This window comes from Micromonospora sp. NPDC007220, from assembly GCF_040634035.1.
GTDB classification, from domain to species: Bacteria; Actinomycetota; Actinomycetes; order Mycobacteriales; family Micromonosporaceae; genus Micromonospora; species Micromonospora reichwaldensis.
The window spans coordinates 369,854-396,290 of record NZ_JBEYEU010000002.1 but is presented as its reverse complement, the minus strand read 5'-3'; the positions used below and the strand labels follow the sequence as shown (position 1 = coordinate 396,290).

The 26,437-nt window shown below is 74.8% G+C and carries 20 protein-coding genes and 1 pseudogene; 9 read left to right on the top strand and 12 right to left on the bottom strand.

From position 1 onward, the window contains the following. The 3 genes and pseudogenes from ABZ573_RS07935 to mraZ all read right to left on the bottom strand — a co-directional run bounded on the left by ABZ573_RS07935 (position 1) and on the right by mraZ (position 2,346). A complete protein-coding gene (locus ABZ573_RS07935) occupies positions 1 to 606 on the bottom strand; it encodes a septum formation initiator family protein (protein ID WP_151457256.1) in 606 nt (201 codons plus the stop codon). Continuing rightward, positions 596 to 1,709: pseudogene (gene rsmH, locus ABZ573_RS07930) on the bottom strand (16S rRNA (cytosine(1402)-N(4))-methyltransferase RsmH). Before rsmH ends, ABZ573_RS07935 begins: the two are co-directional and overlap by 11 nt. Positions 1,710 to 1,914: 205 nt before the next feature. Further along, complete coding sequence (gene mraZ / locus ABZ573_RS07925; RefSeq protein ID WP_151457255.1) at positions 1,915 to 2,346, bottom strand: division/cell wall cluster transcriptional repressor MraZ; 432 nt, start codon at positions 2,344 to 2,346, stop codon at positions 1,915 to 1,917. A 355-nt stretch (positions 2,347 to 2,701) separates the two neighbouring features. On the opposite strand from mraZ, the gene ABZ573_RS07920 reads away from it, so the two are divergent. From ABZ573_RS07920 to ABZ573_RS07905, 4 genes are read left to right on the top strand one after another with little or no spacing between them, the layout of a single operon-like run. Further along, positions 2,702 to 3,949 (top strand): MurT ligase domain-containing protein, encoded by a 1,248-nt coding sequence (locus ABZ573_RS07920; RefSeq protein ID WP_151457258.1) that lies wholly within the window; start codon positions 2,702 to 2,704, stop codon positions 3,947 to 3,949. After that, positions 3,939 to 4,661: a glutamine amidotransferase gene (locus tag ABZ573_RS07915; RefSeq protein WP_151457254.1), complete on the top strand. Its 723-nt coding sequence runs from the start codon at positions 3,939 to 3,941 to the stop codon at positions 4,659 to 4,661. The genes ABZ573_RS07920 and ABZ573_RS07915 overlap by 11 nt, the downstream gene beginning before the upstream one ends. Beyond that, the gene (locus ABZ573_RS07910) at positions 4,658 to 5,341 is read left to right on the top strand and encodes a VTT domain-containing protein (protein ID WP_357580155.1); all 684 of its coding nucleotides are present in this window, start codon (positions 4,658 to 4,660) and stop codon (positions 5,339 to 5,341) included. Before ABZ573_RS07915 ends, ABZ573_RS07910 begins: the two co-directional genes overlap by 4 nt. An 8-nt stretch (positions 5,342 to 5,349) precedes the next feature. Continuing rightward, positions 5,350 to 6,198, top strand: a complete 849-nt coding sequence (locus ABZ573_RS07905; protein ID WP_358116618.1) for a phosphotransferase — start codon at positions 5,350 to 5,352, stop codon at positions 6,196 to 6,198. A 28-nt stretch (positions 6,199 to 6,226) separates the two neighbouring features. Here ABZ573_RS07905 and ABZ573_RS07900 read toward each other — a convergent pair whose 3' ends face one another. Further along, complete coding sequence (locus ABZ573_RS07900) at positions 6,227 to 6,883, bottom strand: response regulator transcription factor (RefSeq protein WP_327029132.1); 657 nt, start codon at positions 6,881 to 6,883, stop codon at positions 6,227 to 6,229. Next, on the bottom strand, positions 6,880 to 8,154 hold the full coding sequence (locus ABZ573_RS07895) for a histidine kinase (protein WP_358116615.1): 1,275 nt from the start codon (positions 8,152 to 8,154) through the stop codon (positions 6,880 to 6,882). Before ABZ573_RS07895 ends, ABZ573_RS07900 begins: the two co-directional genes overlap by 4 nt. A 123-nt stretch (positions 8,155 to 8,277) precedes the next feature. Here ABZ573_RS07895 and ABZ573_RS07890 point away from each other — a divergent pair, with 123 nt between their 5' ends. Next, positions 8,278 to 9,201 carry an ATP-binding cassette domain-containing protein gene (locus ABZ573_RS07890; RefSeq protein ID WP_358116613.1) on the top strand — a complete coding sequence of 308 codons (924 nt, stop codon included), beginning with the start codon at positions 8,278 to 8,280 and terminating at the stop codon, positions 9,199 to 9,201. Beyond that, positions 9,198 to 10,052, top strand: coding sequence for an ABC transporter permease subunit (locus ABZ573_RS07885; protein WP_358116611.1), 855 nt, complete (start codon positions 9,198 to 9,200; stop codon positions 10,050 to 10,052). The genes ABZ573_RS07890 and ABZ573_RS07885 overlap by 4 nt, the downstream gene beginning before the upstream one ends. Positions 10,053 to 10,183: 131 nt before the next feature. Here the strand turns inward: ABZ573_RS07885 and leuS are convergent, their stop codons facing one another. Beyond that, positions 10,184 to 13,018 (bottom strand): leucine--tRNA ligase, encoded by a 2,835-nt coding sequence (gene leuS, locus ABZ573_RS07880; RefSeq protein WP_358116608.1) that lies wholly within the window; start codon positions 13,016 to 13,018, stop codon positions 10,184 to 10,186. A 581-nt stretch (positions 13,019 to 13,599) separates the two neighbouring features. Between leuS and ABZ573_RS07875 the strand changes: the two genes are divergently transcribed. From ABZ573_RS07875 to ABZ573_RS07865, 3 genes are read left to right on the top strand one after another with little or no spacing between them, the layout of a single operon-like run. After that, the gene (locus ABZ573_RS07875; protein WP_151455428.1) at positions 13,600 to 14,655 is read left to right on the top strand and encodes a MoxR family ATPase; all 1,056 of its coding nucleotides are present in this window, start codon (positions 13,600 to 13,602) and stop codon (positions 14,653 to 14,655) included. Between the two features lies 1 nt (position 14,656). Further along, the gene (locus ABZ573_RS07870) at positions 14,657 to 15,955 is read left to right on the top strand and encodes a DUF58 domain-containing protein (RefSeq protein WP_151455427.1); all 1,299 of its coding nucleotides are present in this window, start codon (positions 14,657 to 14,659) and stop codon (positions 15,953 to 15,955) included. Positions 15,956 to 15,971: 16 nt separating this feature from the next. Continuing rightward, on the top strand, positions 15,972 to 18,434 hold the full coding sequence (locus ABZ573_RS07865) for a DUF3488 and transglutaminase-like domain-containing protein (protein WP_151455426.1): 2,463 nt from the start codon (positions 15,972 to 15,974) through the stop codon (positions 18,432 to 18,434). 412 nt (positions 18,435 to 18,846) lie between these two features. On the opposite strand, the gene ABZ573_RS07860 is transcribed toward ABZ573_RS07865, so the two are convergent. The 6 genes from ABZ573_RS07860 to ABZ573_RS07835 all read right to left on the bottom strand — a co-directional run bounded on the left by ABZ573_RS07860 (position 18,847) and on the right by ABZ573_RS07835 (position 26,232). Then, positions 18,847 to 19,242 (bottom strand): DUF3040 domain-containing protein, encoded by a 396-nt coding sequence (locus tag ABZ573_RS07860; RefSeq protein ID WP_132236265.1) that lies wholly within the window; start codon positions 19,240 to 19,242, stop codon positions 18,847 to 18,849. A 115-nt stretch (positions 19,243 to 19,357) separates the two neighbouring features. After that, a complete protein-coding gene (locus ABZ573_RS07855) occupies positions 19,358 to 20,617 on the bottom strand; it encodes a DNA polymerase IV (protein WP_151455425.1) in 1,260 nt (419 codons plus the stop codon). A 51-nt stretch (positions 20,618 to 20,668) separates the two neighbouring features. Continuing rightward, on the bottom strand, positions 20,669 to 21,850 hold the full coding sequence (locus ABZ573_RS07850; RefSeq protein WP_225852280.1) for a nucleotide pyrophosphatase/phosphodiesterase family protein: 1,182 nt from the start codon (positions 21,848 to 21,850) through the stop codon (positions 20,669 to 20,671). Further along, positions 21,847 to 22,611 (bottom strand): methyltransferase domain-containing protein, encoded by a 765-nt coding sequence (locus tag ABZ573_RS07845; protein ID WP_151455434.1) that lies wholly within the window; start codon positions 22,609 to 22,611, stop codon positions 21,847 to 21,849. Before ABZ573_RS07845 ends, ABZ573_RS07850 begins: the two co-directional genes overlap by 4 nt. Before the next feature lie 57 nt (positions 22,612 to 22,668). Further along, entirely contained in the window at positions 22,669 to 22,842 is a 174-nt protein-coding gene (locus ABZ573_RS07840) for a hypothetical protein (RefSeq protein WP_192581451.1), read from the bottom strand. Positions 22,843 to 22,941: 99 nt separating this feature from the next. Beyond that, on the bottom strand, positions 22,942 to 26,232 hold the full coding sequence (locus ABZ573_RS07835) for an error-prone DNA polymerase (protein ID WP_358116601.1): 3,291 nt from the start codon (positions 26,230 to 26,232) through the stop codon (positions 22,942 to 22,944). Between the last annotated feature and the right edge of the window lie 205 nt (positions 26,233 to 26,437).

Sequence of the window (26,437 nt, the reverse complement as noted above, 5' to 3'; positions counted from 1 at the left end):
TCAGCCTCCCGCGCCCTGCTGGCTGGTGATCGAGGGCTTACCCCCGGCGGGCTGCGGCACGCCGATGACCTTGCCGTCGGGCAGCCGGATGTAGGCCGGCTCGCCCGCCTCCACCAGACCGAGCTGGCGGGCCCGGGCCTCCAGGTTGCCCGGAGCCTCGGCGTCGGCGATCTCCTTGTTGAGCTGCTGCTGCTCCACGTCGAGCTTGGCCTGCTGCTCCTGGAGCTTCTCCAGCCGGAAGGCGTTCTCGTTGATCTTCGTGTTGACCGCCAGGATGCCGAGCACCCCGCCGACCACCAGCACCAGCACCAGGGCGGCGAAGGGTGCCCGCGGCACCTTCACCGGCGGCGGCGGCGCCACCCGCAGCCGGGGCGGACGGGCCGTGCCGGCGCTGTCCCGCTCGGCCGGCCGCAGCGCGGCGCTGCCCTGGGTCGGGAACTCGCGCGCCCCCCGGGCGCGAGTCTCCCCCTGCCGGTTCGCGCGGTCCGCCCGCGGCGCGCCGGTCCCGATGCGCGTGGCCCGCTCCGCCGCGGTCCGGCCCCCCGACCGCGGTGCGCGCTGCCCGCCGCCGGCGATGTCCCGACGGTCGCGCTTGTCAATAGTCATGTCCCTCCCCCTCTTCGTCCGTCCCTGTCCCGTCCCCCGGGGTCCGTCGGATCCGTGTCGGATCCGGGAGACCCCGCCCCTGGTTGGTGCATCGCCTTGACCCGCCGGCGGTACCGTTCGCGGTCGGTGCCGCCCTGCTGTGCCGCGTCCGGGTCGAGTCGCTCCGCGGCCCGCAGCCGCACTGACGCGGCCCGCGGGTTCGCGGCGACCTCCGCCTCCCCGGGAAGTTCGGCGCCCCGGCTGAGGAGCCGGAACGTCGGACCGGACCCGGGCAGTTCGACCGGGAGGTCGACCGGGCCCTTGCTGCGGACCCGGTCGCTGAGCGCCGCCTTGGTGAGCCGGTCCTCCAGCGAGTGGTAGGACAGGACCACCATGCGGCCGCCCACGTTGAGCTTGTCGAGCGCGGCTGGCAGCGCCGTCTCCAGCGCTGCCAGTTCCTTGTTTACCTCGATCCGTAAAGCCTGAAACGTTCTCTTGGCCGGGTGTCCCCCGGTTCGTCGGGCGGGTGCCGGAATGGACTCCCTGACCAGTTCGGCCAGCCGCGCCGACGAGGTGATCCGGGCCCGCTCCCGCTCGCGGATGATCGCCGAGGCGATCCGGCCCGCGAACTTCTCCTCGCCGTAGACCCGCAGCACGCGGGCCAGGTCCGGATGGGCGTACGTGTTGACCACCTCCTCGGCGGTCACCCCCCGGGTCTGGTCCATCCGCATGTCCAGCGGGGCGTCCTGCGCGTAGGCGAACCCGCGGTCGGGTGCGTCGAGTTGCAGGGAGGAGACGCCCAGGTCGAATAGGATGCCGTCGATCGCCGGGTAGCCCAGCCGACCGAGCACCTCCGGCAGCTCGTCGTAGACGGCGTGCTCCAGGTGGACGCGGTCGGCGAAGCGGGCCAGCCGGACGCGTGCGTGAGCGAGCGCCTCGGTGTCCCGGTCCAGCCCGATCAGCACCGTCTCCGGATGCGCCTCGAGCACCGCCTCGGCGTGCCCGGCCAGGCCCAGCGTCGCGTCGACGTGGACCGTCCGTCCGCCCCGGCCCAGCGCGGGGGCCAGCAACTCGAGACACCGCTCGAGCAGCACCGGCACGTGCGTGCCGCGTAGCTCCCCCATGTCGACCCCCACTGGTGTGAAACCTTCGTCCTTCACGCGTCTGTCGTCGGACGACGCCGTGCCGTCGTACCGCCAGATCCCCATCCGCTCTCGCCCGTCGGAGGCCGCGGCCCTCCGATCGGATCGTGCGCCTGGCACCGGGGAAGGGGTGCCAGGAACTCGAAAGCGGGTGGAGATCTCGCAGTACGTCGGGCGCCGTCACGCCCTACAGACCGCCGGGCAGCACCCCCTCCTCGATGTCGGCGAAGTCGTCTTCGCTCTCCGCGAGGTAGGTCTCCCAGGCAGCCTTGTCCCAGATCTCCACCCGGGTGCTCGCGCCGATCACGACCAGATCCCGGTCGAGGGCGGCGTAGTTCCGCAGGTGGGCCGGGATCGTCACTCGGCCCTGCTTGTCGGGAACCTCGTCGTGCGCGCTGGCGAAGAAGACCCGGCTGTAGGCTCGGGCCGCCTTGTTCGTCATCGGTTGCGCGCGCAACTGCTCCGCGATCCGCTGGAACTCGGGCATCGGGAAGGCGTAGAGGCAGCGATCCTGCCCTTTGGTTATCACGACACCCCCCGCCAGCTCGTCCCGGAACTTCGCCGGGAGGATCAACCGGCCTTTGTCGTCCAGGCGCGGGGTGTGGGTGCCGAGAAACATCGGCCCAACCCCCTCGCCCTTGAGCGGCGTTCGCGGCGCCGCTGACCCCCCGGGCCGGTGGGCCCTCCCGGCCTCACCACTGCGCCCCACTCTACTCCACTTCCCTCCACCCGCAACCAGAATCGCCCGCGTGGCGCGGCCTTTCGGCGCGCAAAACCGCACGTCAACGGGGGTGGAGCGGAGTGGAGGGCCGCGGGGCGCCCCGGGCCGGTCCGCTTTCCGACATAGATCGACTCCGTCCGGCTGAGCGCGTCCCGACCACCCCGCCGGACCACCCCGGCCGAACGGTTCGCCGTCGGCGGCGATCTGGCGGGGTCGCCGGTCCGGTAACCTCGCTCGGGTGACGGACGCGAAGATGCCCCTGCGGGCAAAGGTGGCAAGCTCGGTGTCGCGGACCGCCGCGGCGCTGTCGCGGGCCGCGGGGCGCGGTGACGGCTCGGTGATCGGCGGCTGGATCGGCCTGAAGATCGACCCGGACCTGCTGGCCCACCTGTCGGCCGGGCGCGCCATCGCCCTGATCTCCGGCACCAACGGCAAGACCACCACCACCCGGCTCACCGCGGCGGCGGTCGGGGTGCTCGGCCGCGTCGCCACCAACTCGTTCGGCGCCAACATGCCGACGGGGCACACCTCGGCGCTCGCCAAGGCCGGCAGCACGCCCTACGCGGTGCTGGAGGTGGACGAGCACTACCTCGCCCAGGTGCTGGACGCCACCGAGCCGCACGTGGTGGCGCTGCTCAACCTCTCCCGCGACCAGCTCGACCGGGCCAAGGAGGTCGCCATGATGGCGCAGCTCTGGCGCGCCGCGCTGGTCCGGCACACCAACGTCCGCGTCGTCGCCAACGCCGACGACCCGATGGTGGTCTGGGCCGCGACCCCGCCGCCCAACCACGACCACCGCATCGCCCCGCCGCAGGTCACCTGGTTCAGCGCCGGGCAACGCTGGCACGACGACTCCTGGGTCTGCCCCGAGTGCGGCTCCACCATCCAGCGCTCCGGCGACCAGTGGTGGTGCAGCGGCTGCCCGCTGCGCCGGCCCGAGCCGCAGTGGACGGTGGAGGACGACGGCGTGCTCGACCCGACCGGCGCCTGGCACAAGGTCAAGCTCCAGCTCCCGGGCAAGGTCAACGTCGGCAACGCCGCGACCGCGCTGGCCGTCGCCGCCGAGTTCGGCGTCCGGCCCGTGGACGCGGTGCTCCAGCTCGGCAGCGTCACCTCCGTCGCGGGCCGCTACGCCCAGGTCGACCGGGACGGGCGCAACATCCGGCTGCTGCTGGCGAAGAACCCGGCCAGCTGGCTGGAGGCCTTCGACATGGCCGACGTCGCGCCGACGCTGCTCTCCATCAACGCCCGGGACCCCGACGGGCTGGACACCTCCTGGCTCTTCGACGTCGACTTCGCCCCGCTACGGGGCCGGCAGGTGCTGATCACCGGGGACCGCGCGTACGACCTCGCGGTCCGGCTCGAGGTCAACGACGTGCCCTTCCAGCATGTGCGGACGTTCGACGACGCCGTCCGGTCGGTGCCCCCGGGGCGCCTGGAGGTCATCGCGAACTACACCGCGTTCCAGGACATCCGAGCGGAGTTGGACCGTGTCAACTGAGAGCCTGCGCATCGTCTGGATCTACCCCGACCTGCTCTCCACCTACGGCGACCGTGGCAACGCCCTGATCCTCGCCCGCCGGGCGCGGCAGCGCGGCTTCCCGGTCGAGGTGCTGGAGGTGCGTTCCGACCAGCGTCTCCCCTCCACCGCCGACATCTACCTCATCGGCGGCGGCGAGGACGGCCCGCAGGCGCTCGGCGCGCAGCGGCTGCTCGCCGACGGCGGCCTGCACCGGGCGGTCGCCCAGGGCTCGGTCGTGTTCGGGGTCTGCGCCGGCTACCAGCTCCTCGGCACCTCCTTCTTCGCCAAGGGCACCCTCTGCGCCGGGCTGGAGCTGCTCGACCTCTCCTCCGACCGGGGGCCGACCCGCGCCGTCGGCGAGCTGGCCGGCGACATCGACCCGCGGCTGGGCGTGCCGGCGCTGACCGGGTTCGAGAACCACGGCGGGCGCACCCACCTCGGCCCGGGGGTCTCCCCGCTGGCCCGGGTCACCGCCGGGGTCGGCAACGACGGCGCCACCGAGGGGGCGTGGCGGGGCAAGCTGCTCGGCACGTATTCGCACGGCCCGGCCCTCGCTCGCAACCCCGCCCTGGCGGACCTGCTGCTGCGCTGGGCCACCGGCGCGCACCAGCTCCCGCCGCTCGACGACACCTGGTCGGACCGGCTGCGCGCCGAGCGCCGCACCGCGGTGGCCGCCGCCGCCCGGGCATGATCCTGGCCGTCCGGCGGCTGCTGCGGCAGCCGTCGGCCGTCCGGTTCGCCCTGCTGTTGCTCCTGCTCGCCTCCTTCGGGGCGGTGCTGCTCGTCGTCGACCTGCCCGAGGCGCGGGAACTGCCCGGGCTGGCCGACCGGCTGGGCGGCCTCGCCCCCGTGGCGGCGGTCCTCGGCGGGGCGCTGCTGCTGGTCGCGCTGGTCCCCCGGACCTTCATCACGCTCGCCTCGGGCGCGATCTTCGGTGCGCTGGAGGGCGCCGCGTACGCGCTGGGCGCCGCCCTGCTCGCGGCGGCGCTGGGCTTCACGGTCGGCCGCCTGCTCGGGCGGGACTTCGTCGCCGAGCGGGTACGCGGCCGGCTGGCCCGGTTGGACGGCTGGTTCGCCCGCCAGAGCGTCCTCGGCGTGGTCACCGTACGGCTGCTGCCGATCGCCGGCTTCGGGCTGGTCAGCTACGGCTACGGCACCACCGGCGCCCGGGTGCTGCCGTTCCTCGCCGGCAGCGTGATCGCCTCCGCGCCCACCGCGTTCGGCTACGCGGCGGTGGGCGCGACGGTCACCTCCCCGGGCGACGTCAACTGGTTCGGCGTCGCGCCGGCCGCGCTCGGCCTGATCGCCAGCGTCGTGCTGATCCACCGCTGGTGGCGCGCCGAGCGGCAGCGCCGGCTCGGGCCGAGCTGAGGCCGGCGGTGCGCGGCGGATCGCCCGGAGCGGGCGGGGCCACGGGGCAGGAACACGAGGGGCGGCAGCCGGCCGGCGCCACCGGTCGCGTCGACCCGATCGCCGCCGAGGAGCGGCTGCGGGGCGGCTTCATCGCCGAGGTGGTCCGGGTCGGCGACACCGTCCGGCGTACGCCGCCGGAGAACGCCGAGTTCGTCGCCGCGCTGCTGCGACACCTGGAGCGGGTGGGCGCGGACGTCGCGCCCCGCCACCTCGGCACGGACGAGCGGGGTCGGCAGGTGCTCAGCCACGTCGACGGCCGGGTGCCGTGGCGGGACAGGGAGGATCCGGCGTACTTCGCCGACCCGGCGCTGACCCGGCTGGCCGTGCTGCTCCGGCGGCTGCACGACGCCTGCGCGGGCAGCCCGCTGGCCGCCGACGCCGAGACGGTCTGCCACCGCGACCTGTCCCCCAAGAACACGGTGTACCGGGACGCTCCCGCCGGCCCGCTGCCCGTGGCGCTGATCGACTGGGACCTGGCCGCGCCCGGCCGGCGGGTCGAGGACGTCGCCTTCGCCGCCTGGCACTGGGCGGCGGTGGGGCCGGCAGCCGACCCGGTGGAGCTGGGCCGGCGCGCCCGGCTGCTCTGCGACTCCTACGAGGCGGCCGGCCCGGGGTCGCCCGCGCTGCCCCGCGCCGAACTGGTCGACGTGATGCTCGCCCAGATCGACGGCACCTGGCGCGGGATCGCGGCTGGCGCGGAGCGGGGCGATCCGGCCATGTGCCGGCTCCGCGACGCGGGGGTCGCCGACACGGTGCGCCGCTGGTACGACTGGCTGGGCGAGCACCGCCCGGTGGTCGCGGCCGCGCTGCGCTGAGCGCCCCGAGCGCGCCCGGTCGCGCGCCTCATCCCGCCGGGGAGACCAGCCCGGCCTCGTAGGCGGCGATGACGAGGTGCACCCGGTCGCGGGCGCCCAGCTTGCTGAACAGCCGGGCCACGTGCGCCTTGGCGGTGGCCGCGCTGATCACCAGCTCGGCGGCGATCTCGCCGTTGGACAGGCCCCGGCCGACGAGCGTCAGCACCTCGCGCTCCCGCTCGGTGACGCCGTCGAGGGCCCGGGTCGGGGCGGTGGGGGTCGGCCGGCGGGCGAACTCGGCGATGAGCCGGCGGGTGACCCCGGGGGCGATCAGCGCGTCCCCGGCGGCGACCACCCGGACCGCGCCGAGGATGTCGTCCAGCGCCATGTCCTTGACCAGGAACCCGCTCGCGCCGGCGCGCAACGCGGCGTGCACGTGCTCGTCGTCGTCGAAGGTGGTGAGCACGAGGACGCGGGTGGCGCCGCCGTGCGCGGTGATCGCGCGGGTGGCCTGGATGCCGTCCATGCCGGGCATCCGCAGGTCCATCAGCACCACGTCCGGCACGACCTCGCGGGCCAGCCGCACCGCCTCGGCCCCCGTACCCGCCTCGCCGACGACGTCGATGTCGGGGGCGTCGGCGATGAGCACCCGCAGGCCGGCGCGGACCAGTGGCTGGTCGTCGACGAGCAGCACCCGGACGCTCACCGGTCCCCCGCCCCGGTCCGCGCCCCGGCCGACTCTGTCGCCACGTGTGCTGCCGGTGCTGCCGGTGGTGCCGGCGCTGCGGGGGGTGCCGGCGCTGCGGGGGGTGCCGGTAGCCACGCCGCCACCCGGAAGCCGCCCTCGGGGCGGGGCCCGGCGTGGAACCGGCCTTCCAGCAGAGCGACCCGTTCGCGCATGCCGAGGATTCCGTGCCCCTCACCGCCGACCCGGGCGCCCCGGCCCTCGTCGACGATCTCCACGGCCACCTCGTCGGGGCCGTGCTCGGCGGTGACCCGGCACCGGTCGGTGCCCGCGTGCCGTACCACGTTGGTGAGCGCCTCCTGCACGATCCGGAACGCGGCGAGGTCGACCTCGGCCGGGACGGGCCGCCGCTCGCCGACGCGCCGCAGGTCCACCCGCACCCCCGCGTCGGCGGCAGCCGCGACCAGTCGGTCGAGGTCGTCCAGCCCCGGCGTCGGGTCCAGCGACGCCGACTCCGACTGCGGGCGGCGCAGCGCGCCGAGCGTACGCCGCAGGCCGGCCAGGGTGTCGCGGCTGGTCGCCTCGATGGTGGCGAGCGCGGCGCGGGCCTGGGCCGGTTGGGTGTCGATGACCCGGGCGCCCACGCCGGCCTGGATGGCGATCACCCCGATGCTGTGCGCGACCATGTCGTGCAGCTCGCGGGCGATGCGCAGCCGCTCGGCGGTGACCGCCTCGGCGGCGGTGTGCGCCCGGACGGCCGCGGCGTAGCCGCGCCGGGCCTGGACCGAGTTGCCGACCGTCCACGCGGTGACGACCGCCAGCACGGCGAGCGTGGCCCGGTTGATGGGGTCGCTGGCGGGGTTCACGAAGCCGGCGGTGATCTGCACGACGAGCACCGCGACGGCCACCGGCACCGAGACGCGGCGCGACCGGTGCGCCGCGATCAGCCCCACCACCAGGTCGATGGCCAGGAACTGCGCGTACCAGATGTCGGTCAGGTAGCCGCCCTCCGGAACGTTGACGGCTGCGGTGACCACACACGCCGCGACGACCATCAGGGCCAGGGCGAGCACCGGGCGGCGGCGCAGCAGGCCGGCGGGCGGGACCACGGCCAGCAACGGCACCAGGTAGCGCTCGGAGAACCACCAGTCGCCGAACCCCACGCCGCCCCGGCTCGACGCGACGGCCGGGGCGAGCAGCACGGTGACGGGCAGCAGCGCGACGCCGACCCAGGGCAGGACCGCCCGCGCCAGCGACGCGGCGCGGCGTGGCAGCGGCACGGTGGCGTCCATGCGCACACGGTAGACAGCCCGTCGCCGCCCGCGCATCGGCCCACGGGCGTACGCCCCGGGGCGGGTCACCGGCCGCCGGGTGTGGCCGCCGGGGCGACGCCCCGCCGGCCGCCGCCCGGCAGCGTGGGGCAGGTGATCGAACTTCAATCCCTGACGAGACGGTACGGCCGCACGACGGCCGTCGACGACCTCACCCTGACCGTGCGACCCGGCCACGTGACCGGGTTCCTCGGCCCCAACGGGGCCGGCAAGTCCACCACGCTGCGGATGATCATCGGGCTCACCGCGCCGACCAGCGGCACCGTCACGGTGGACGGGGTCCGCTTCGCCGACCGGCCACGCGGGCTGCGCCACGCCGGCGCGCTGCTCGACGCCGGGGACGTGCACGGCGGGCGCAGCGCCGTCGCCCACCTGTCGGCCCTGGCCCGCAGCAACGGCATCGCGCGCGCCCGGGTCGACGAGGTGCTCCGGGAGGTGGGGCTGTCGGCCGTCACCCGGCGGCGCATCGGCGGCTTCTCGCTCGGCATGCGGCAGCGGCTCGGGATCGCCGCCGCGCTGCTCGGCGACCCGCCCGTCCTGCTCTTCGACGAGCCGTTCAACGGTCTCGACCCGGAGGGGGTGCGCTGGGTACGGGACCTGTTCCGGCGGCTGGCGGCCGAGGGGCGCACGGTCTTCGTCTCCAGCCACCTGATGAGCGAGATGCAGAACTGCGTGGACCGGCTCGTGGTGATCGGCCGGGGCCGGCTGATCGCCGAGCAGGGCCTCGCCGAGTTCGCCGCCGGGAGCACCCGGGCCGACGTGACCGTCCGTACGCCCGACCCGGCGACGCTGTCCGCCGTGCTCACCGCCGAGGGCGCGCACGTCCGCCCGGACGACGCCGGGGCGCTCGTCGTGACCGGCCTGACGGCCGCGCGGATCGGCGACCTCGCGCTCGCCCACCGCGTCGGGCTGCACGAACTGACCGCCCGCACCGCCTCACTGGAGGAGGCCTTCATGGCACTCACCGCCGACAGCGTCGAGTATCTCGCCGGGGAGGGGACCCGATGACCGCCGTGACCGCGCCGACCCGCCGACCGACCAATACCGACGTCCCGGCCCGGTTCCGCGACCTGCTGGCCGCCGAGTGGATCAAGCTGTGGTCGCTGCGCTCGACCCGCTGGACGCTGCCGCTGGTCTTCCTGTTCGTGGTCGGGGTCAGCGTCAACGCCAGCCTCGCCGACCACCGGAACTGGCCGACGTACCCGCAGGAGCGCCGGGAGATGTTCCGCATGTACGGGCCGGTGCGCGACGCCTTCCCCGAGGCCGGCTACCTGCTGCTGATCCTCGCCTCGGCCACCATCGGCGCACTGACCATCGTCGGCGAGCACCAGAGCGGGCTGATCCGGGCCACGTTCGCCGCCGTCCCCGCCCGCCGCGCGCTGGTCGCGGCGAAGGCCGCCGTGCTGGCCGGGGTCATGCTCGTCTTCGGCGCGGTCACCGCGACGACGTCGTTCTGGGTGTCCCAGGCGATCCTCGCCGACCGGGACGCCGGCTGGTCGATCGGCGAGCCGGGGGTGCTGCGCGCGGTCGTGGCGAGCGCCGCGCTCGTGCCCGTGTGCGCGCTGGTCGGGATGGGTCTGGGCGCGCTCACCCGGCACGCCGCCGGTGCGGTGGCCGGCGCGACGGCGGTGCTCGTGCTGGTGCCGATGACGGTGGACAGCGACGAGCACCGGTGGATCGCCGAGGCGTACAACGCCCTGCCCCTCGCCGCCTGGCTACGACTGCTCGAGGTGCATCCCGACGTCGTCAACCTGGACCCGTACCCGGCCACCGTCACCGGCTCCTGGCTGACCCTGGCCGCCTGGTCCGCGGCCGCCACCCTGGCGGCGATCACCCTGACCCACCGCCGCGACCCCTGACCCGGCCCGCCCCAGCGCGCGGCCCGGCCCGACCCGGCGCGTCGATCATGCAGTCGTGGTGCCCGGCTAATCCCGCCCCGGGGACCTTGTCCCCCACCACAACTGCATGATCGACAGCGCACGGCGCGGCGTCAGGCCACCACGGAGACCATGCGGCCCTTGATGACGATGACCTTGCGGGGTTCCTTGCCGGCCAGCGAGGACGCGACCGCCTCCAGGGCCGCCGCGCGGACGGTCTCCTCGGACGCGTCGGCGGGGACCTCGACGCGGCCCCGCACCTTGCCGTTGATCTGCACCGGGTAGGTCACCGTCTCGGCCACCAGCAGCGCCGGGTCGGCGGTCGGGAAGTCCGCGTACGTCAGGGAGGTGTCGTGCCCCAGCCGGCGCCACAGCTCCTCGGCGACGTGCGGGGCGAACGGCGCCAGCATCAGCACCAGCGGCTCGGCCACCTCGCGCGGGGTCTCCGCCAGCCGGGTCAGCCCGTTGGTCAGCTCGATCAGCTTGGCGATCGCCGTGTTGAACCGGATCGCCTCCATGTCGCCGCGGACCCCGTCGACCACCTTGTGCAGCAGCCGCCGGGTCGCCTCGTCGGCGGGCGCGTCGGTGACCCGCAGCGCGCCGGTCTGCTCGTCGACGACCGCCCGCCAGACCCGCTGCAGGAACCGGTACGACCCGACGACCGCCCGGGTCTCCCACGGACGGGACACCTCCAGCGGGCCCATCGACATCTCGTAGACGCGGAACGTGTCCGCCCCGTACGCGGCACACATCTCGTCGGGCGTGACCACGTTCCTCAGGGACTTGCCCATCTTGCCGTACTCGCGGTTGACCTGGGTGTCGCCCAGGTAGAAGCCGCCCTCGCGCTCGGTGACCTCCTCGGCCGGCACGTAGGCGCCCCGGGCGTCGGTGTACGCGTACGCCTGGATGTAGCCCTGGTTGAACAGCTTGCGGAACGGCTCGAACGACGAGACGTGCCCCAGGTCGTACAGCACCTTGTGCCAGAACCGCGCGTACAGCAGGTGCAGCACGGCGTGCTCGGCGCCGCCGACGTACAGGTCGGTGCCACCGCAGTCGCCCTCGCCGCGCGGCCCCATCCAGTACGCCTCGTTCTCCGCGTCGACGAAGCGCTCGGAGTTCGTCGGGTCCAGGTAGCGCAGCTCGTACCAGCACGAGCCGGCCCACTGCGGCATCACGTTGGTCTCGCGGGTGTAGCGCTTCGGGCCGTCGCCCAGGTCCAGCTCCACCTCGACCCAGTCGCGCCGGCGCGACAGCGGGGTCTCCGGGTTGCTGCCGGCGTCCTCGGGGTCGAACGTGCGCGGCGAGAAGTCGTCCACCTCGGGTAGCTCGACCGGCAGCATCTCCTCCGGCAGGGCGATGGCCGCGCCGGTCTCGTCGTACACGATGGGGAACGGCTCGCCCCAGTAACGCTGCCGGGAGAACAGCCAGTCGCGCAGCCGGTAGGTCACCGCGCCCGTGCCGTGGCCGTTGGCCTCCAGCCACTCGATGATCCGGGCCTTCGCCTCGGTCACCCCCAGGCCGTTCAGGTCCAGGCCGCGCTCGGGCGCGGCGCTGTTGACCGCCGGGCCGTCCCCGGTGTACGCCTTGCCGTCGAAGCCCTCCGAGGGCTGCACGGTACGCACGATCGGCAGGTCGAAGACCTCGGCGAACGCCCAGTCCCGCTCATCCTGGCCGGGCACCGCCATGATCGCACCGGTGCCGTAGCCGGCCAGCACGTAGTCGGCGACGAAGACCGGGACCTGACCGCCGGTGACCGGGTTGGTGGCGTACGCCCCGACGAAGACGCCGGTCTTCTCCTTCGTGTCGGCCTGCCGCTCGACGTCGGTCTTGGCCGCCGCCGCCTTGCGGTACGCCTCCACGGCCGCGCGCGGGTTGGCGTGCCCGCCGGTCCACGCGTCCTTCGTCCCCTCGGGCCAGGCCGCCGGCGCCAGCGCGTCGACCAGCTCGTGCTCGGGGGCCAGCACCATGTAGGTGGCGCCGAAGACGGTGTCCGGCCGGGTCGTGAACACCCGGATCGGCGCGACGGCGGTCGGGAAGTCGATGTGCGCGCCCGTGGAGCGGCCGATCCAGTTGCGCTGCATCAGCTTGATCGGCTCGGGCCAGTCCAGCGTGTCCAGGTCGTCCAGCAGCCGGTCGCCGTACGCGGTGATCCGCATCATCCACTGCTTCAGGTTGCGCTTGAAGACCGGGAAGTTGCCGCGCTCGGAGCGGCCGTCGGCGGTGACCTCCTCGTTGGCCAGCACGGTGCCCAGCCCCGGGCACCAGTTGACCGGCGCCTGCGAGACGTACGCCAGCCGGTGGTCGTCGACGACGGCCCGGCGCTCGGCGACGGACAGCTCCGCCCACGGCCGCCCGTCGGGCGTGGGCCGGTTGCCGCCCTCGAACTCGGCGATCAGCTCGGCGATCGGGCGGGCCCGCCCCGCCCCGGTGTCGTACCAGGAGTTGAAGACCTGCAGGAAGATCCACTGCGTCCACCGGTAGAACTCGGTGTCGATGGTGGCCACCGAGCGGCGCTCGTCGTGGGCCAGGCCCAGCCGGCGCAGCTGCGCCTTGTAGCGCTCGATGTTGGCCACGGTCGTGGTCCGCGGGTGGGTGCCGGTCTGCACCGCGTACTGCTCGGCGGGCAGGCCGAACGCGTCGAAGCCCATGGCGTGCAGCACGTTGCGCCCCGCCATCCGCTGGTAGCGGGCGAAGCAGTCGGTGCCGATGTAGCCCAGGGGGTGGCCGACGTGCAGGCCCGCGCCCGACGGGTACGGGAACATGTCCAGGACGTACAGCTTCTCCGCCCCGGCGCGCGGATGGCCGGGGTCGGCCAGCGGGCCGGTCGGGTTCGGAGCGTGGAACGTCCCCTCCCGCGCCCAGGCGTCCTGCCAGCGCTGTTCGATCTCCTCGGCCAGGGCCGCGGTGTACCGGAACGGGGGAATGTCGGCCGGTGCTGCCTCACTCATGGCGTCTCCTCGCTTCGCTCGTCGCCGCCGGCCACGCCACGGCCGGGCTGGGTGCTGACCTCGCTCGGCGCGGTCATGTCGGTCTGGCTCGGGTCTGTCCGCCGCCGGCGCCGCGCCGCCCGAGGGCCGGCGCCGGTGCCGGGTGCCGATCGCCGGGGCGTCCGGCGGAGGGCACAAAAAAGCCCCTCGCGCAGGAGGGGCCGCCGTGCTGTCGCGCGTCAGCGCATCAGCACGGCCCGGTAAGAAGCAGGAAGAATCCGGCCATGCCCGGGAGTGTACCCCGCCGTCCGGTCCCGCACGTCGCCCGCCGCCACGGGTCGGGACGGCGACCCCGGACGTACGCGCCGCGGCAGCCCTTTGTGATCATCAACGGCACCGAGAGCGACGGTCCGATCCCCCGACCCGGCGAATGTTCGGTGCGTAACCGACCGTCTACCTGCGGGGGTCGGCGACGGCGACAAACATGGTTAGCCTGAGAGACCAGTGAGATTTCTGCGGCAGACGAGGCTCGGCGTCGCGAACCCTACGGCGGGTCCAGCTGCTCTATACAGAGCTGCCGTCCGGCGACGAGGAGGAGGCCCGTGACACAACAGACCAGGGACGAGGTGGGCGGCGTGTTGCCGCACGACGAGTTCCGTGCCGCCAGCGAAGCCATCGTGTCGAACATCGAGCAGGTCATCGAGGGCAAGACCGCCACCGTGCGGCTCGCCCTGGCCGTCCTGCTCGCCGAGGGCCACCTGCTCATCGAGGACGTGCCCGGGGTCGGCAAGACCAAGCTCGCCAAGGCCATGGCCCGGTCGATCGACTGCTCCGTGCGCCGCATCCAGTTCACCCCCGACCTGCTGCCCAGCGACGTCACGGGGGTCAGCGTCTACAACCAGGAGACGCACGACTTCGAGTTCCGCCCCGGTGCGGTCTTCGCCAACCTGGTCGTCGGCGACGAGATCAACCGCGCCTCGCCGAAGACGCAGTCGGCGCTGCTGGAGTGCATGGAGGAGCGCCAGGTCACCGTCGACGGCGTCACCTACCACCTCCAGACGCCGTTCATGGTCGTCGCGACCCAGAACCCGATCGAGATGGAGGGCACCTATCCCCTCCCCGAGGCGCAGCGCGACCGGTTCACCGCCCGCATCGCGATGGGCTACCCGGACCCGAGCGCCGAGCTGGCGATGCTCGACGGGCACGGCGCGACGGACCCGCTGGACGAGCTGCGTCCGGTCGCCGACGCCAACACCGTGCGGCAGCTGATCGGCCACGTCCGGCAGGTGCACGTCGCCGACGCCGTCAAGCAGTACGCGATCGACCTGGTCACCGCCACCCGCGAGGCCGCCGACCTGCGGCTGGGCGCCTCCCCGCGGGCGACCCTCCAGCTCCTGCGCACCGCCCGCGCGGTGGCCGCCCTGGAGGGGCGCGACTACGTCCTGCCCGACGACCTCCAGGTGCTGGCCGTGCCGGTGCTCGCGCACCGGATCATCCCCACCGCCGACGCCCAGCTCGCCCGGCGTACGACCGACGCGATCGTCTCCGAGCTGGTGCACCGGCTGCCGCTGCCGCACGACCGCGGGCGCTCCCCGTACGACACCCGCCCCACGGGCGAGGGCAACGGCCGAGCCACGTACGAGCCGCGGAGGCGGTGACGTGCGCGACGGGCTGCGCGGGCTGACCACCCGCGGCCGTTCGTTCCTGGCGGCCGCGGTCGCGGCGGCGGTCTCGGCCGGCATCCTCGGCGAGAAGGACCTGCTCCGGGTGGCCGTGCTGCTGGCCATCCTGCCGCTGCTCGCCGCGGCCTACGTCGGGCGCAGCCGCTACAAGCTGGCCTGCAACCGGTCGCTGGACCCGCACCGGGTGCCCGTCGGGGCCAGCTCCCGGGTGGTGCTGCGGTTGCAGAACATGTCCCGCCTGCCCACCGGCACCCTGCTGTTGGAGGACCGGCTGCCGTACGCGCTGGGCAGCCGGCCCCGGGTGGTGCTGGAGCGGCTCGGCGCCCACCAGGCCAGCTCGGTGGCCTACACGGTGCGCGCCGACGTGCGTGGCCGCTACGAGGTGGGCCCGCTGGTGGTCCGGATGACCGACCCGTTCGGATTGTGCGAGCTGAGCCGCGCCTTCCCGAGCACCGATCATCTGACCGTCATCCCGCAGGTCACGCCGCTGCCCTCGGTGCGCCTGCCCGGCGAGTACGCCGGCAGCGGCGACAGTCGGGCCCGCTCGGTGGCGGTGCACGGCGAGGACGACGCCGCCACCCGGGAGTACCGGATGGGCGACGACCTGCGCCGGGTGCACTGGAAGTCCACCGCCCGCACCGGCGAGCTGATGGTGCGCCGGGAGGAGCAGCCCTGGGAGAGCCGGGCCACCGTCGTGCTGGACACCCGCGCGTACGGCCACCGCGGCGACGGGCCGACGGCCTCCTTCGAGTGGGCGGTCTCCGCCGCGGCCAGCATCGCGGTGCACCTGCGGCAGGCCGGCTACAAGCTGCGTCTGGTCACGGGTTCCGGCGCGGACGTGGACGCGTCCGAGGCGGCCGGCGACGGGGTGCTCCTCGACCACCTCGCCGAGGTCCGGCTCGACAAGAACGGTGAGCTCACCACCCTGGTGCAGCGGGTCCGGCAACGGGCGGACGGCGGCCTGATCATCGGCCTCTTCGGCTCGGTGAGCACGGCCGAGGCCGAGCTGCTGGCCGGGCTGCGGGGCAACGGGGCCACCTGCGTCGGTTTCCTGCTCGACAGCTCCACCTGGCTCAACCTGCCCGCCAAGGCCCGGGCCGAGGCCGACCACGCCCACGGCGCCGCCGCGCTGGCCATGTTGCAGAGCGGCTGGCGGGTCATCGGCGTCGACCACGGCACGCAGTTGCCCGCGCTGTGGCCGCAGGCGGCCCGCGGCTCGCAGGGCTTCGCGCTGCGGGCGGCCATGGCCGAGACGGTGGCCGGCGGCATGCGATGAACGGAAGGGTCCCCTCATGATCGCCCACCGGAACCTGGGCTTCGTGGCCGCCGCGGCGACACTGCTCGCCGCCGCGCCGCTGTCGGCCATCTTCGAACGCTGGACGTGGCTGATCCAGGCGACGATCGCGGTGGCCGTGGTCGCCGCCGTGGCCGCGCTCGCCCGGCTGGCGCGGGTTCCGCTCTGGGGCCAGGCGCTGGGCATGCTGGCCGGCCTGACGCTGGCCCTGACCTGGCTCTTCCCCGGCGGCACCGAACTGCTGGGCATCGTGCCCACCCCGTCGACCTTCACGCACTTCGGCGAGCTGCTCGACGGCTCGCTGGAGGACATGCGCTCGTACGGCGTCAAGGTCCCCGACACCGACCCGCTGCTGTTCGTCACGGTGCTCGGGATCGGCGGGGTGGCCGTGGTGGTCGACGTGCTCACCGTCGGGCTGCGCCGGCCGGCGCTGGCCGGTCTGCCGATGCTGGCGATCTACTCGGTGCCCGTCGCGGTCTACGTGGACAGCGTCCCGGCGGTGCCGTTCGTCGTCGGCGCCGCCGGGTTCCTCTGGCTGCTGGTGACCGACAACGTCGACCGGGTCCGCCGGTTCGGCCGGCGGTTCACCGGCGACGGGCGGGACGTCGACGTCTGGGAGGCCTCGCCGCTGGCCGCCGCCGGCCGGCGGCTGGCGGTGGTGGGTGTGGCGCTGGCCGTGGTGCTGCCGCTGGCCGTGCCGGGGATGACGGGCGGGCTGCTGGACACGCTGGGCGGTTCGGGCAACGGCAACGGCAACGGGCGCTCCGGGCAGGGCGGCACCGGCCGGATCGACCTGTTCGCGGCGTTGAGCGGGCAGCTCAACCAGTCCGAGGTCGCCGACCTGGTCAAGGTCACCACGAACGAGCCCCGCCCCTTCTACCTGCGCTTCGGCGTGGCCGACAAGCTCACGCCGAGCGGCTTCCGTGAGGGCACCCCCACGGGCCGGCCCGTCGACGACCTGCCGGCGCCGTCCGCGCGGGGCGTCGAGCAGCGGACGTACCAGGCCACGGTCGAGGTGACGAAGACCCTCAACATGCCGCTGCTGCCGGTCTACACCGAACCGGTGCGCTCCGAGGGCCTCAACGGCAACTGGGCGTACGACCCCAGCCTCCAGGTGGTCTTCTCCCACCGGGACAACTCGCGCGACAAGCGCTACTCGTTCGAGTACGTGCGCTCGGCCTACACGCCGGCGGCCCTGCGCCGGTCGTCGCCGCTGCCGGCCGACCACGCCGTGCGGCGCCTGCATCCCGCACCGCCGCCGGTGCCCGAGGTCGAGGAGCTGGTCTCCACCCTGGTACGGGGCAAGGACACCGAGTACGACAAGGTCCGTGCGATCTACGACCACTTCTCCGCGGACAACGGCTTCACCTACTCGCTCAGCACCAAGGGCGGCACCAGCGGGCGGGAGATCGTCGACTTCCTGGACAACAAGGTCGGCTTCTGCCAGCAGTACGCCGCCGCGATGACGTGGCTGGTCCGGGCCGCCGGCGTCCCGGCGCGGGTGGCGTTCGGCTTCGCCAACGGCAGCAACTCCGGCGACGGCACGTACACGTTGACCAACCGGAACCTGCACGCCTGGACAGAGGTCTACTTCAACGAGGTCGGTTGGGTGCCCTTCGACCCGACCCCGGCGTACGGCGTGCAGGGCTCGACCCGGTCGGCCTGGGCGCCGGACATCGACGCCCCGGAGGCGGAGACGCCGACCGCAGGCCCGACGAGTGCCCCCGGCGACGTCGACCCGTCGGCCGGCCCGGCGGGGCCGGAGGGCCCCGAGGAGGACATCGACTCCGGCCTGGCCCTCGACGGCACGGCCCCGACCGACCAGGCTCCGGTCTGGCCCTGGTACGCCGCCGCGGCGGTGCTGGCCCTGCTCGCTCTGCTCGCCCTGCCGGCGCTGCGCCGCACGGCACTGCGCCGCAAGCGCAGCGGCCCGGCGAAACCGGCCGCGGCGGCGGTGCGCCCCGGGGCCACCGGCGACGCGCCCGCCGACGGGCGACGCATGGTGGTGGTGGCGGACGCGGAGCGGGCGCGGGCGGACGCGCACGCCGCCTGGGACGAACTGCTGGACACGCTTGTGGACTACCGGGTCCGGGTGGACCGGACGGAGACCCCCCGGGCGACCGCCGACCGGCTGTCCCGGGAGGCGCTCACGGCCGACGCGGGGGCGACCACGGCGGTACGCCTGCTCGGCCGCGCCGAGGAACGCGCCCGCTACGCCCGCGATCCGCTGACCGGCGAGCAGCTCCTGCCGGCCCTGCGCACCGTACGGGCCGCGCTGGCCGCACAGACCGACCGGCGTACCCGCCTGGTGGCGGCGGTGCTGCCGCCGTCGGTGCTGCTGCGCTGGCGCACGGGCACGGCCGAGGCGTCGTCCCGGCTGGTGGCGGCGGGCGGTCGGGCCCGGCACCGGTTGCTGCGCTGGAACCCGCGTCGCCTGCTGGCCGGCCGCATGGCCCGCTGACCGACGGACGAACGGGCCGGTAGGGGCACCCGCCCCGCCGGCCCGTCGCGTTCGCGGGGCCGCCGTCGCGGCACGGGCCTAAATCGGCGAGCGTTCCAGGTTCTCCAGGTCCGCTATGCCGGGTGCCGGGCCGTCACGGCGCGATACCCCCGGGGGTCGGGCCGTCGGGCCGCCAGCCGACGGCCGTCAGGGCCGACCGGCGTCACGGCCGTCAGGGCCGACCGGCGTCACGGCCGTCAGGGCCGACCGGGCTCAGGGCCGGCCGGGCTCAGGGCGGACGGGGCCGGCCGGATGCCGGACATCGGGAGATGCGGAGGATGCACGCCCCGGGGCGTGCGGAATCGTCGCTGGCCGCCGGGCGTCCCGGCGGCTGACTGTTCGTCGCGCGGCCCGCCTCAGGGGCGGGCCGGGCTCAGCGGTGCCCCTCCGGGCGCTGCCGCCACCGGTCCTCCATCCGGTCCAGGATCGAGGGCCGACGACCCGACCGGCCGCGGGGGCGACGACGACTCGTCGTCCCGCCCACGACGTGCAGGTCCGGTGACTGCCCCCGACGGTGCGACTGCACCGCGAACGCGGCCGAGGCCAGCATGACGACGAAACCCGCCACTGCCAGCGGCGGAAGCTTGATCACCGCGCCATAGACCAACAGGGCCAGCCCAGCGATGATCACGCCGGCAGCGACGAGCAGGCGACGCCGCGCGTGGAAGCGCGGATCGCTGGCGCGCACGGCCGAGGCGAATTTGGGGTCCTCGGCAAGCGACCGCTCGATCTGCTCGAACAGCCGCTGCTCGTGCTCCGAGAGCGGCACGGCACTCCTCCCCGGTCACGTTGGTCGGCCCGGTCGGGCCGACAGACCGTGGCAGCCAACCGGCTGCTTACCCGCAAGTCTACGAGGGCCCTCGCGCGTCGGAAAGCGGGACGACCTACGGCCGGGGTGGATTTTCATTTCGTCGCCCCTCGCGGACCCCGAGCAGACTGGCCGGACCTATGACGGACCGCCCGAAACGGGCAGCGGCGGCGTCAGCTGCGGCCTCCGCCTCCCGCCAGCCCCGCTCGGGCGCACCGAGGGTGAGCTGCCGTGGGGTCTCCCGCGCGGCGGCGAGCCCCTCGACCCGTACGCCGACCAGACGGACCGGCTCAACCGGGTCGAGCGCGGTGTAGAGCGCCCAGACGGTGTCGAAGATCTCCCTGGCGACGTCGGTCGGCACGCCCGTCGTGCGGGAGCGGCTGACGGTGCGGAAATCGGTCAGCCGCACCTTGAGCGACACGGTGCGCCCGACCTGCCCGGCCCGGCGCAGCCGGATGCCGACCTTCTCGGCGAGGGCGAGCAGCGCCCGGCGGATCTCCAGCGGGTCGGTGACGTCCACGTCGAAGGTCACCTCGGCACCGATCGACTTCTCCGCCTGCTCGGGGCTGACCCGGCGCTGGTCGCGCCCCCAGGCCAGCTCGTGCAGGTGGGCGGCGGACGCGTCGCCGAGCGCCTTGCGCAGCATGCCGACCGGGGCCTCGGCGAGATCGCCGATCGTGGCCAGGCCCAGCCGCCGCAGCGTCTCGGTGGACCGCTCCCCCACGCCCCACAGCGCCGACACCGGCAGCGGGTGCAGGAACTCGAGCACCCGGGTGGCCGGGACGACGAGCAGCCCGTCGGGCTTGGCGCGGGTCGAGCCGAGCTTGGCCACGAACTTGCTCGGCGCGACGCCGACGGAACAGCTCAGCCCCTGCTCCCCCGCGACCCGCTCGCGGATGCGCCGGGCGATGGCGGCCGGCGGGCCGAAGAGCCGCCGGGCGCCGGCCACGTCGAGGAACGCCTCGTCCAGGGAGAGCGGCTCGACCAGGGGGGTGACGTCCCGGAAGATCTGCATCACCGCGGCGGAGGCCGCCGAGTACTGCGTGAAGTCCGGCGGCAGGTAGACCGCGTGCGGGCAGAGCGCCCGGGCCCGGGCGGTGGGCATGGCGCTGCGTACGCCGTAGCGCCGGGCCTCGTAGCTGGCGGAGCTCACCACCCCGCGCGGGCCGGTCCCGCCGACCACGACGGGCCGACCGCGCAGCTCCGGCCGGCGACGGACCTCGACCGAGGCGAAGAAGGCGTCCATGTCGACGTGCAGGATCGGGCAGCCGGAATCGTCGGCGTCCGGCCCGAACCGGGGATCGCCACCCCGGGGCAACGACTGGCTGCGGCCCATCCCCGCAGGCTAGCCCGGACCTGCGACATCCCCGCCCGGCGGGCCGGCGCGTCAGCCGCGTACGACCAGCAGCGGGATCGCCATCTCGGCCGCCGTGTCCGCCCCGTGGTACGCCACCAGCCGGGAGACCGCCGGCGGCTCGGAGCGGGAGGCGGTCACCGCGTACGTGCCGTTGCAGATCACCACCACGTCGCCGATGCGCGCCAGGTGTTCCTCCGCCACCGGACCGAACCAGCCGGCGGCCACCACCTCGTCGCGGGTACGCACCCGGGCCGCGTCGCCGAGCACCGCCGACCAGGCGGCCACGACGTCGTCCACGGCGCCGGGGGTGACGTGCAGGTAGCGGACCCGCGGCTCCCCGGCGACCACCTCCAGCCCGGCGCGCAGCCGGGGGTCGGTGTCCAGGTCGAAGCGGTCTTCGGCCGGCACGTCGAGCTGGCCGTGGTCGGCGGTGACCAGCAGCGCGGCGTCGGGCGGCAGCCCGTCGACGAGCCGGGCCAGCAGCCGGTCCACCTCGGCGGCGGCGATCCGCCAGGGCACCGAGTCGACACCGCTGAGGTGGCCGTGCCGGTCCAGGTCGGGGTGGTAGCCGGAGACCAGGGTGGGCCCCGGCCCGGCGGCCAGGGCGGCGAGCATCCGTTCGGCGAGCGCGTCGACGCCGGCCGCGCCGCGGTAGTCGCCGCCCCGGTTGGCGGCCAGCGTCAGCCCGCTGCCGCCGAACTCGGGCCGGCTCACCACGGTCACCGCGACCCCGGCGGCGCGGGCCCGCTCCAGCTGGGTACGCACCGGCTGCCAGCGCAGCGGCGCCGGATCGGCCGCCCACTCGATGTGGTTGAGCACCCGGTCGGTCCCCGGCACCCGCACCGTGAACCCGAGCACGCCGTGCGCGCCGGGCGCGGCGCCGGTGCCCAGCGTCACCAGGCTGGTCGGCGTGGTCGACGGGAAGCCGGAGGTCAGCTGCCGCCCGACGGTGGCGGCGAGCCCCACCAGGGTCGGCGCGTACGGGGCGGCGGTCGGGATCTGGTGCCAGCCGAGGCCGTCGACGAGCAGCACCGCGATCCGGCGTACCCCGGGCAGCGCGGCCCGCAGTCCGAGCGGGTCGGTGGCGCCGGGCACGTCGAGAACGGCGAGCGCGGACGGCAGGACGTCGGCGAGGCTGGCGTCGCCGTAGCGCGGCCCGACGATCTCCAGCGTGGGCCCGGGCGGGCGCGGCGGGCGGGGCGGGTCGGTCACGGGCGGCGGGCGAACAGGTGCAGCTGGGCGGCGAGGTCCCGCCAGGGCGCCCGCGCGGCGAGCGCCCGCTCCAACTCGACCAGGGCGGCGGGCTGGCCGTCGGCGACGGCGGCGGGGAGCAGGTCGGCGAGCACGCGTACGCCGTGGATCTGCTCGACCGCGAGCCCGGCGGCGGTGAGCAGCGCGGCGGCGCCGTCGGCGTCGTAGCGCCGGCGCAGGGTGTCCCGGGTGCCGGCGGTGCCGGCCGGATCGGCGGCCAGCGCGGCGGCGACGTCCAGGTGCCCGTTCATGGCCCGGCCGAGCACGGCGGCGGCCCGGCCGGCGACGAGCACGCTCGCGGCGCCGCCCGGCCGCAGCGCGGCGGCCAACGCCGCCACCACCGCCGCGGGATCGTCGACGACCTCCAGCACGGCGTGGCAGAGCACCAGGTCGGCGCTGCCCGGCTCGACCAGGCCGGCGAGCGCGTCGCCGTCGCCCTGCACGGCGCGGACCCGCTCGGCCACGCCGGCCTCCGCGGCCCGGCGGGTCAGTGCGGCGAGCGCGTCGGGACTGGCGTCGACCACGGTGACCCGGTGCCCGGCCTGGGCCAGCGGCACGGCGAAGCCGCCCGTGCCGCCGCCGACGTCGAGCACGGTCAGCGCGGTGCCGGCGCGGCGCTCCAGCTCGGCGCGCAGCACCGACCAGATCACGGCGGTACGGGGGGTCAGCGGCGGCCCGGCGAGCCGGCCTGGGGTCTGCTCCACCCGGTCGAGCCTAGTCACCCGGTCCAGCCGCACCGCGCCGCACCTGTGGCGGCCCGGCCTGCTCCGGGTGGGAGATCAGGACTCGCCGGCTGCGGCGTCGTCCTCGGCCCGCGACCGCAGGGCGTTGGCCACCGGGCCCTCGACGATCTCGTACTCGCGCGGCTCCGTGTGGTGGCTCGGGGTCCAACCGGCGCCGAGCCGGGTCCGCCGGGAGTTCGCCACCCCACCGCTACGGTCGTTGTTTCCCATGATCGTTCGTCCCCCTCGTGCTCGCGCGGGCCACTCTGCCCACGCGAGCTGGAGTGTCCCTCCATCCGGCGCGGAAAACCGTAATGTGGATCACTGCCGTCAGCGGAAGTCGCGCGAGGGCGGACTGACCGGGGGCTCGATGGCGTCCAGCCGGTCGGCGGTGAGGTTGATCACTCCCTCGTGCCGCTGCAACCGCCCCCGCACCACCAGCGCGGCGCTCGTGCGGGCCACCCGCCGGTAGCGCTGCCACAGGCCCGGGGAGCAGGTGACGTTGAGCATCCCCGTCTCGTCCTCCAGGTTGAGGAAGGTGACCCCGCCGGCGGTCGCGGGCCGCTGCCGGTGGGTGACGATCCCGCCGACCCGGATGCGTCGCCCCGGCTCCACCCCGCCGAGCCGGGCGATCGGCACCGCGCCGAGCGCGTCGAGCCGGGGGCGGATGAAGCTCGCCGGGTGGCTCTCCGGCGACAACCCGGTCGCCCAGACGTCGGCGACCAGCCGTTCCACCGCCTCCATCCCGGGCAGGGTGGGCGCGGTCGCGCCGGTCACCGTGCCCGGCAGCCGGCCCGGCCGGTCCTGGGCCGCCGCGCCGGCGGCCCAGAGGGCCTGCCGCCGGGACAGCCCGAAACAGGCGAAGGCGTCCGCGGTGGCCAGCGCCTCCAGCTGCGCGGCGGTGAGACCCACGCGCCGGGCCAGGTCCGGCATGTCGCGGTACGGCCCGCGCGCCGCCCGCTCCGCCTCGATCCGCTCGGCCACCCCGTCGCCGAGGGTACGCACGCCGGAGAGCCCGAGCCGGACGGCGGGCCCGTCCAGCCCCCAGGCGTGCGGCGGCTCCCCCGGCGCGCTGCCCCACCGGGTCCGCGGGGTGGACTCCAGCACCGCCAGCGCGCCGCTGGCGTTGATGTCCGGCCGACGCACCTCCACCCCGTGCCGGCGGGCGTCGTCGACAAGCGTCTGCGGCGAGTAGAAGCCCATCGGCTGGGCGTTGAGCAGCGCGGCCAGGAACGGCCCCGGGTGGTAGCGCTTGAGCCAGGAGCTGGCGTAGACCAGGTAGGCGAAGCTCATCGCGTGGCTCTCCGGGAAGCCGTAGCTGGCGAACGCGGAGAGCTTGTGGAAGACGTCGTCGGCCAGCTCGCCGGTGATGCCCCGCTCGGCCATGCCCGCGTAGAGCCGGTCGGCGATGCGGGCCATCCGCTCGGCGGAGCGCTTGGCGCCCATCGCCCGGCGCAGCTGGTCGGCCCCCGCCGCGTCGAAGCCGGCCAGGTCGATGGCGAGCTGCATCAACTGCTCCTGGAACAGCGGTACGCCGAGGGTCTTCTCCAGCGCGTTGCGCATCAGCGGGTGCGGGTAGGTCACCGGCTCCTGGCCGTTCTTGCGCCGGATGTACGGGTGCACCGAGCCGCCCTGGATCGGGCCGGGCCGGATCAGCGCCACCTCGACCACCAGGTCGTAGAACTCGCGGGGCTTCAGCCGGGGCAGGGTGGCCATCTGCGCGCGGCTCTCCACCTGGAACACCCCGACCGAGTCGGCCCGGCAGAGCATGTCGTAGACCTCGGGGTCGTCCAGCGTCATGTCCCCGAGGTCCAGGCTCATCCCGATCATGTCGTAGCCGTAGTGCAGCGCGGAGAGCATGCCGAGCCCGAGCAGGTCGAACTTGACCAGGCCGACGGCGGCGCAGTCGTCCTTGTCCCACTGGAGCACGCTGCGGCCCGGCATCCGCCCCCACTCCACCGGACACACCTCGATCACCGGCCGGTCGCAGATCACCATGCCGCCGGAGTGGATGCCCAGGTGCCGGGGAAACGTCTGCAACTCGTTGGCGTACGCGACCACCTGCTCGGGGATGTCCGCCACGTCGACCGGGGCCACGGAGCCCCAGCGGTCGATCTGCTTGCTCCAGGCGTCCTGTTGGCCAGGCGAGAACCCGAACGCCTTGGCCACGTCCCGCACCGCCGAGCGGGGCCGGTAGGAGATGACGTTGGCCACCTGCGCGGCGTGCTCCCGGCCGTACCGGGCGTAGACGTGCTGGATCACCTCCTCCCGGCGGTCGGACTCGATGTCCACGTCGATGTCGGGCGGGCCGTCGCGCTCCGGGGCGAGGAAGCGCTCGAAGAGCAGCCGGTGCCGGACGGCGTCCACGTTGGTGATCCGCAGCGCGTAGCAGACCGCCGAGTTGGCCGCCGAGCCCCGCCCCTGGCAGTAGATGTCCTGCTCGCGGCAGAACGTGACGATGTCGTAGACCACCAGGAAGTAGCCGGGGAAGCCCAGCTCCTCGATCATGTTCAGCTCGTGGTCGAGCTGCGCGTACGCCCTGGGGTGCGCCTCGGGCGGGCCGTAGCGCTCGCGGGCGCCGGCGTGGGTCAGGTGGCGCAGCCAGCTCATCTCGGTGTGCCCCGGCGGCACCGGGTACGCCGGCAACCGCGGCGCGACGAGCTGGAGGTCGAAGGCGAGCTCGGCCCCGAACTCGGCGGCCCGGGCCACCGCACCCGGGTACGCGGCGAACCGGGCCGCCATCTCGGCGCCGCTTCTCAGGTGGGCGGTGCCGGCCGCGGGCAGCCAGCCGTCGATCTCGTCCAGGCTGCGCCGGGCCCGGACGGCCGCGACGGTGGTGGCCAGCCGCCGCCGGCCCGGGGTGGCGTAGTGCACGTTGTTGGTGGCCACCGTGGGCAGGCCGGCCGCCGCCGCCAGCTGGGCGAGCGCGTCGTTGCGGTCGGCGTCCACCGGGTGCCCGTGGTCGGTCAGCTCCACCGCCACCGTCTCCGCACCGAACAGGGCGGTCAGCCGGTCCAGCTCGCGGGCCGCCGCGTCCATCCCCTCGGTGAGCAGCGCCGACGGCACGTGCCCCTTGCGGCAGCCGGTGAGCACCAGCACGTGGTCGCGCAACTCGGCGGCGATCTCCTCCAGCTCGCCGTAGACCGGGCGGCCCTTCTCCCCGCCGCGCAGCTGGGCGCGGGCGATGGTCGAGGCGAGCCGGGCGTACCCCTCGTGGCCGTGGGCGAGCAGCAGCAGGTGCCGCCCGAGCGGGTCGGGCTCGCCGTTCTGCGGGCCGGGCAGGTCCAGGGAGAGTTCGGCGCCGAAGATCGTCGGCAGGTGCAGCGCGCGGGCCGCCTCGGCGAAGCGCACCACCCCGTAGAAGCCGTCATGGTCGGTGACGGCGAGCGCGGTGAGGCCCAGCCGGGCCGCCTCCTCGGCCAGTTCCTCCGGGTGGCTGGCACCGTCGAGGAAACTGAAGTTGGTGTGCGCGTGCAACTCGGCGTACGGCACCGCGTCGTCGGGGCGGGCCACCTCGGGCGGCTGGTAGTGCTCCCGCCTGCGGCTCCAGGCGGGAGAGTCGCCGCCGTCGGCGTCCACGGCCAACGGGTCGACCACGTGCAGGTGCCGCTCGTCGCGCACCCGGCTGCTCTCCCCGGCCCGCCCCTCCCTCGGCCCGCCCGCACCCCCTCGTTCCGCCTCCGGCCGGCCCGCACCCGCTCGGCCCGTACCCGTCCGCCCCGCACCCGACCGACCCGCACCTGGCCGATCCTCGTTCGTCGCCCCCGCAGCCACGCCCGGCCGCCCCGCACCCGGCCGCCCCGCACCCGCACCCGCACCCGCACCC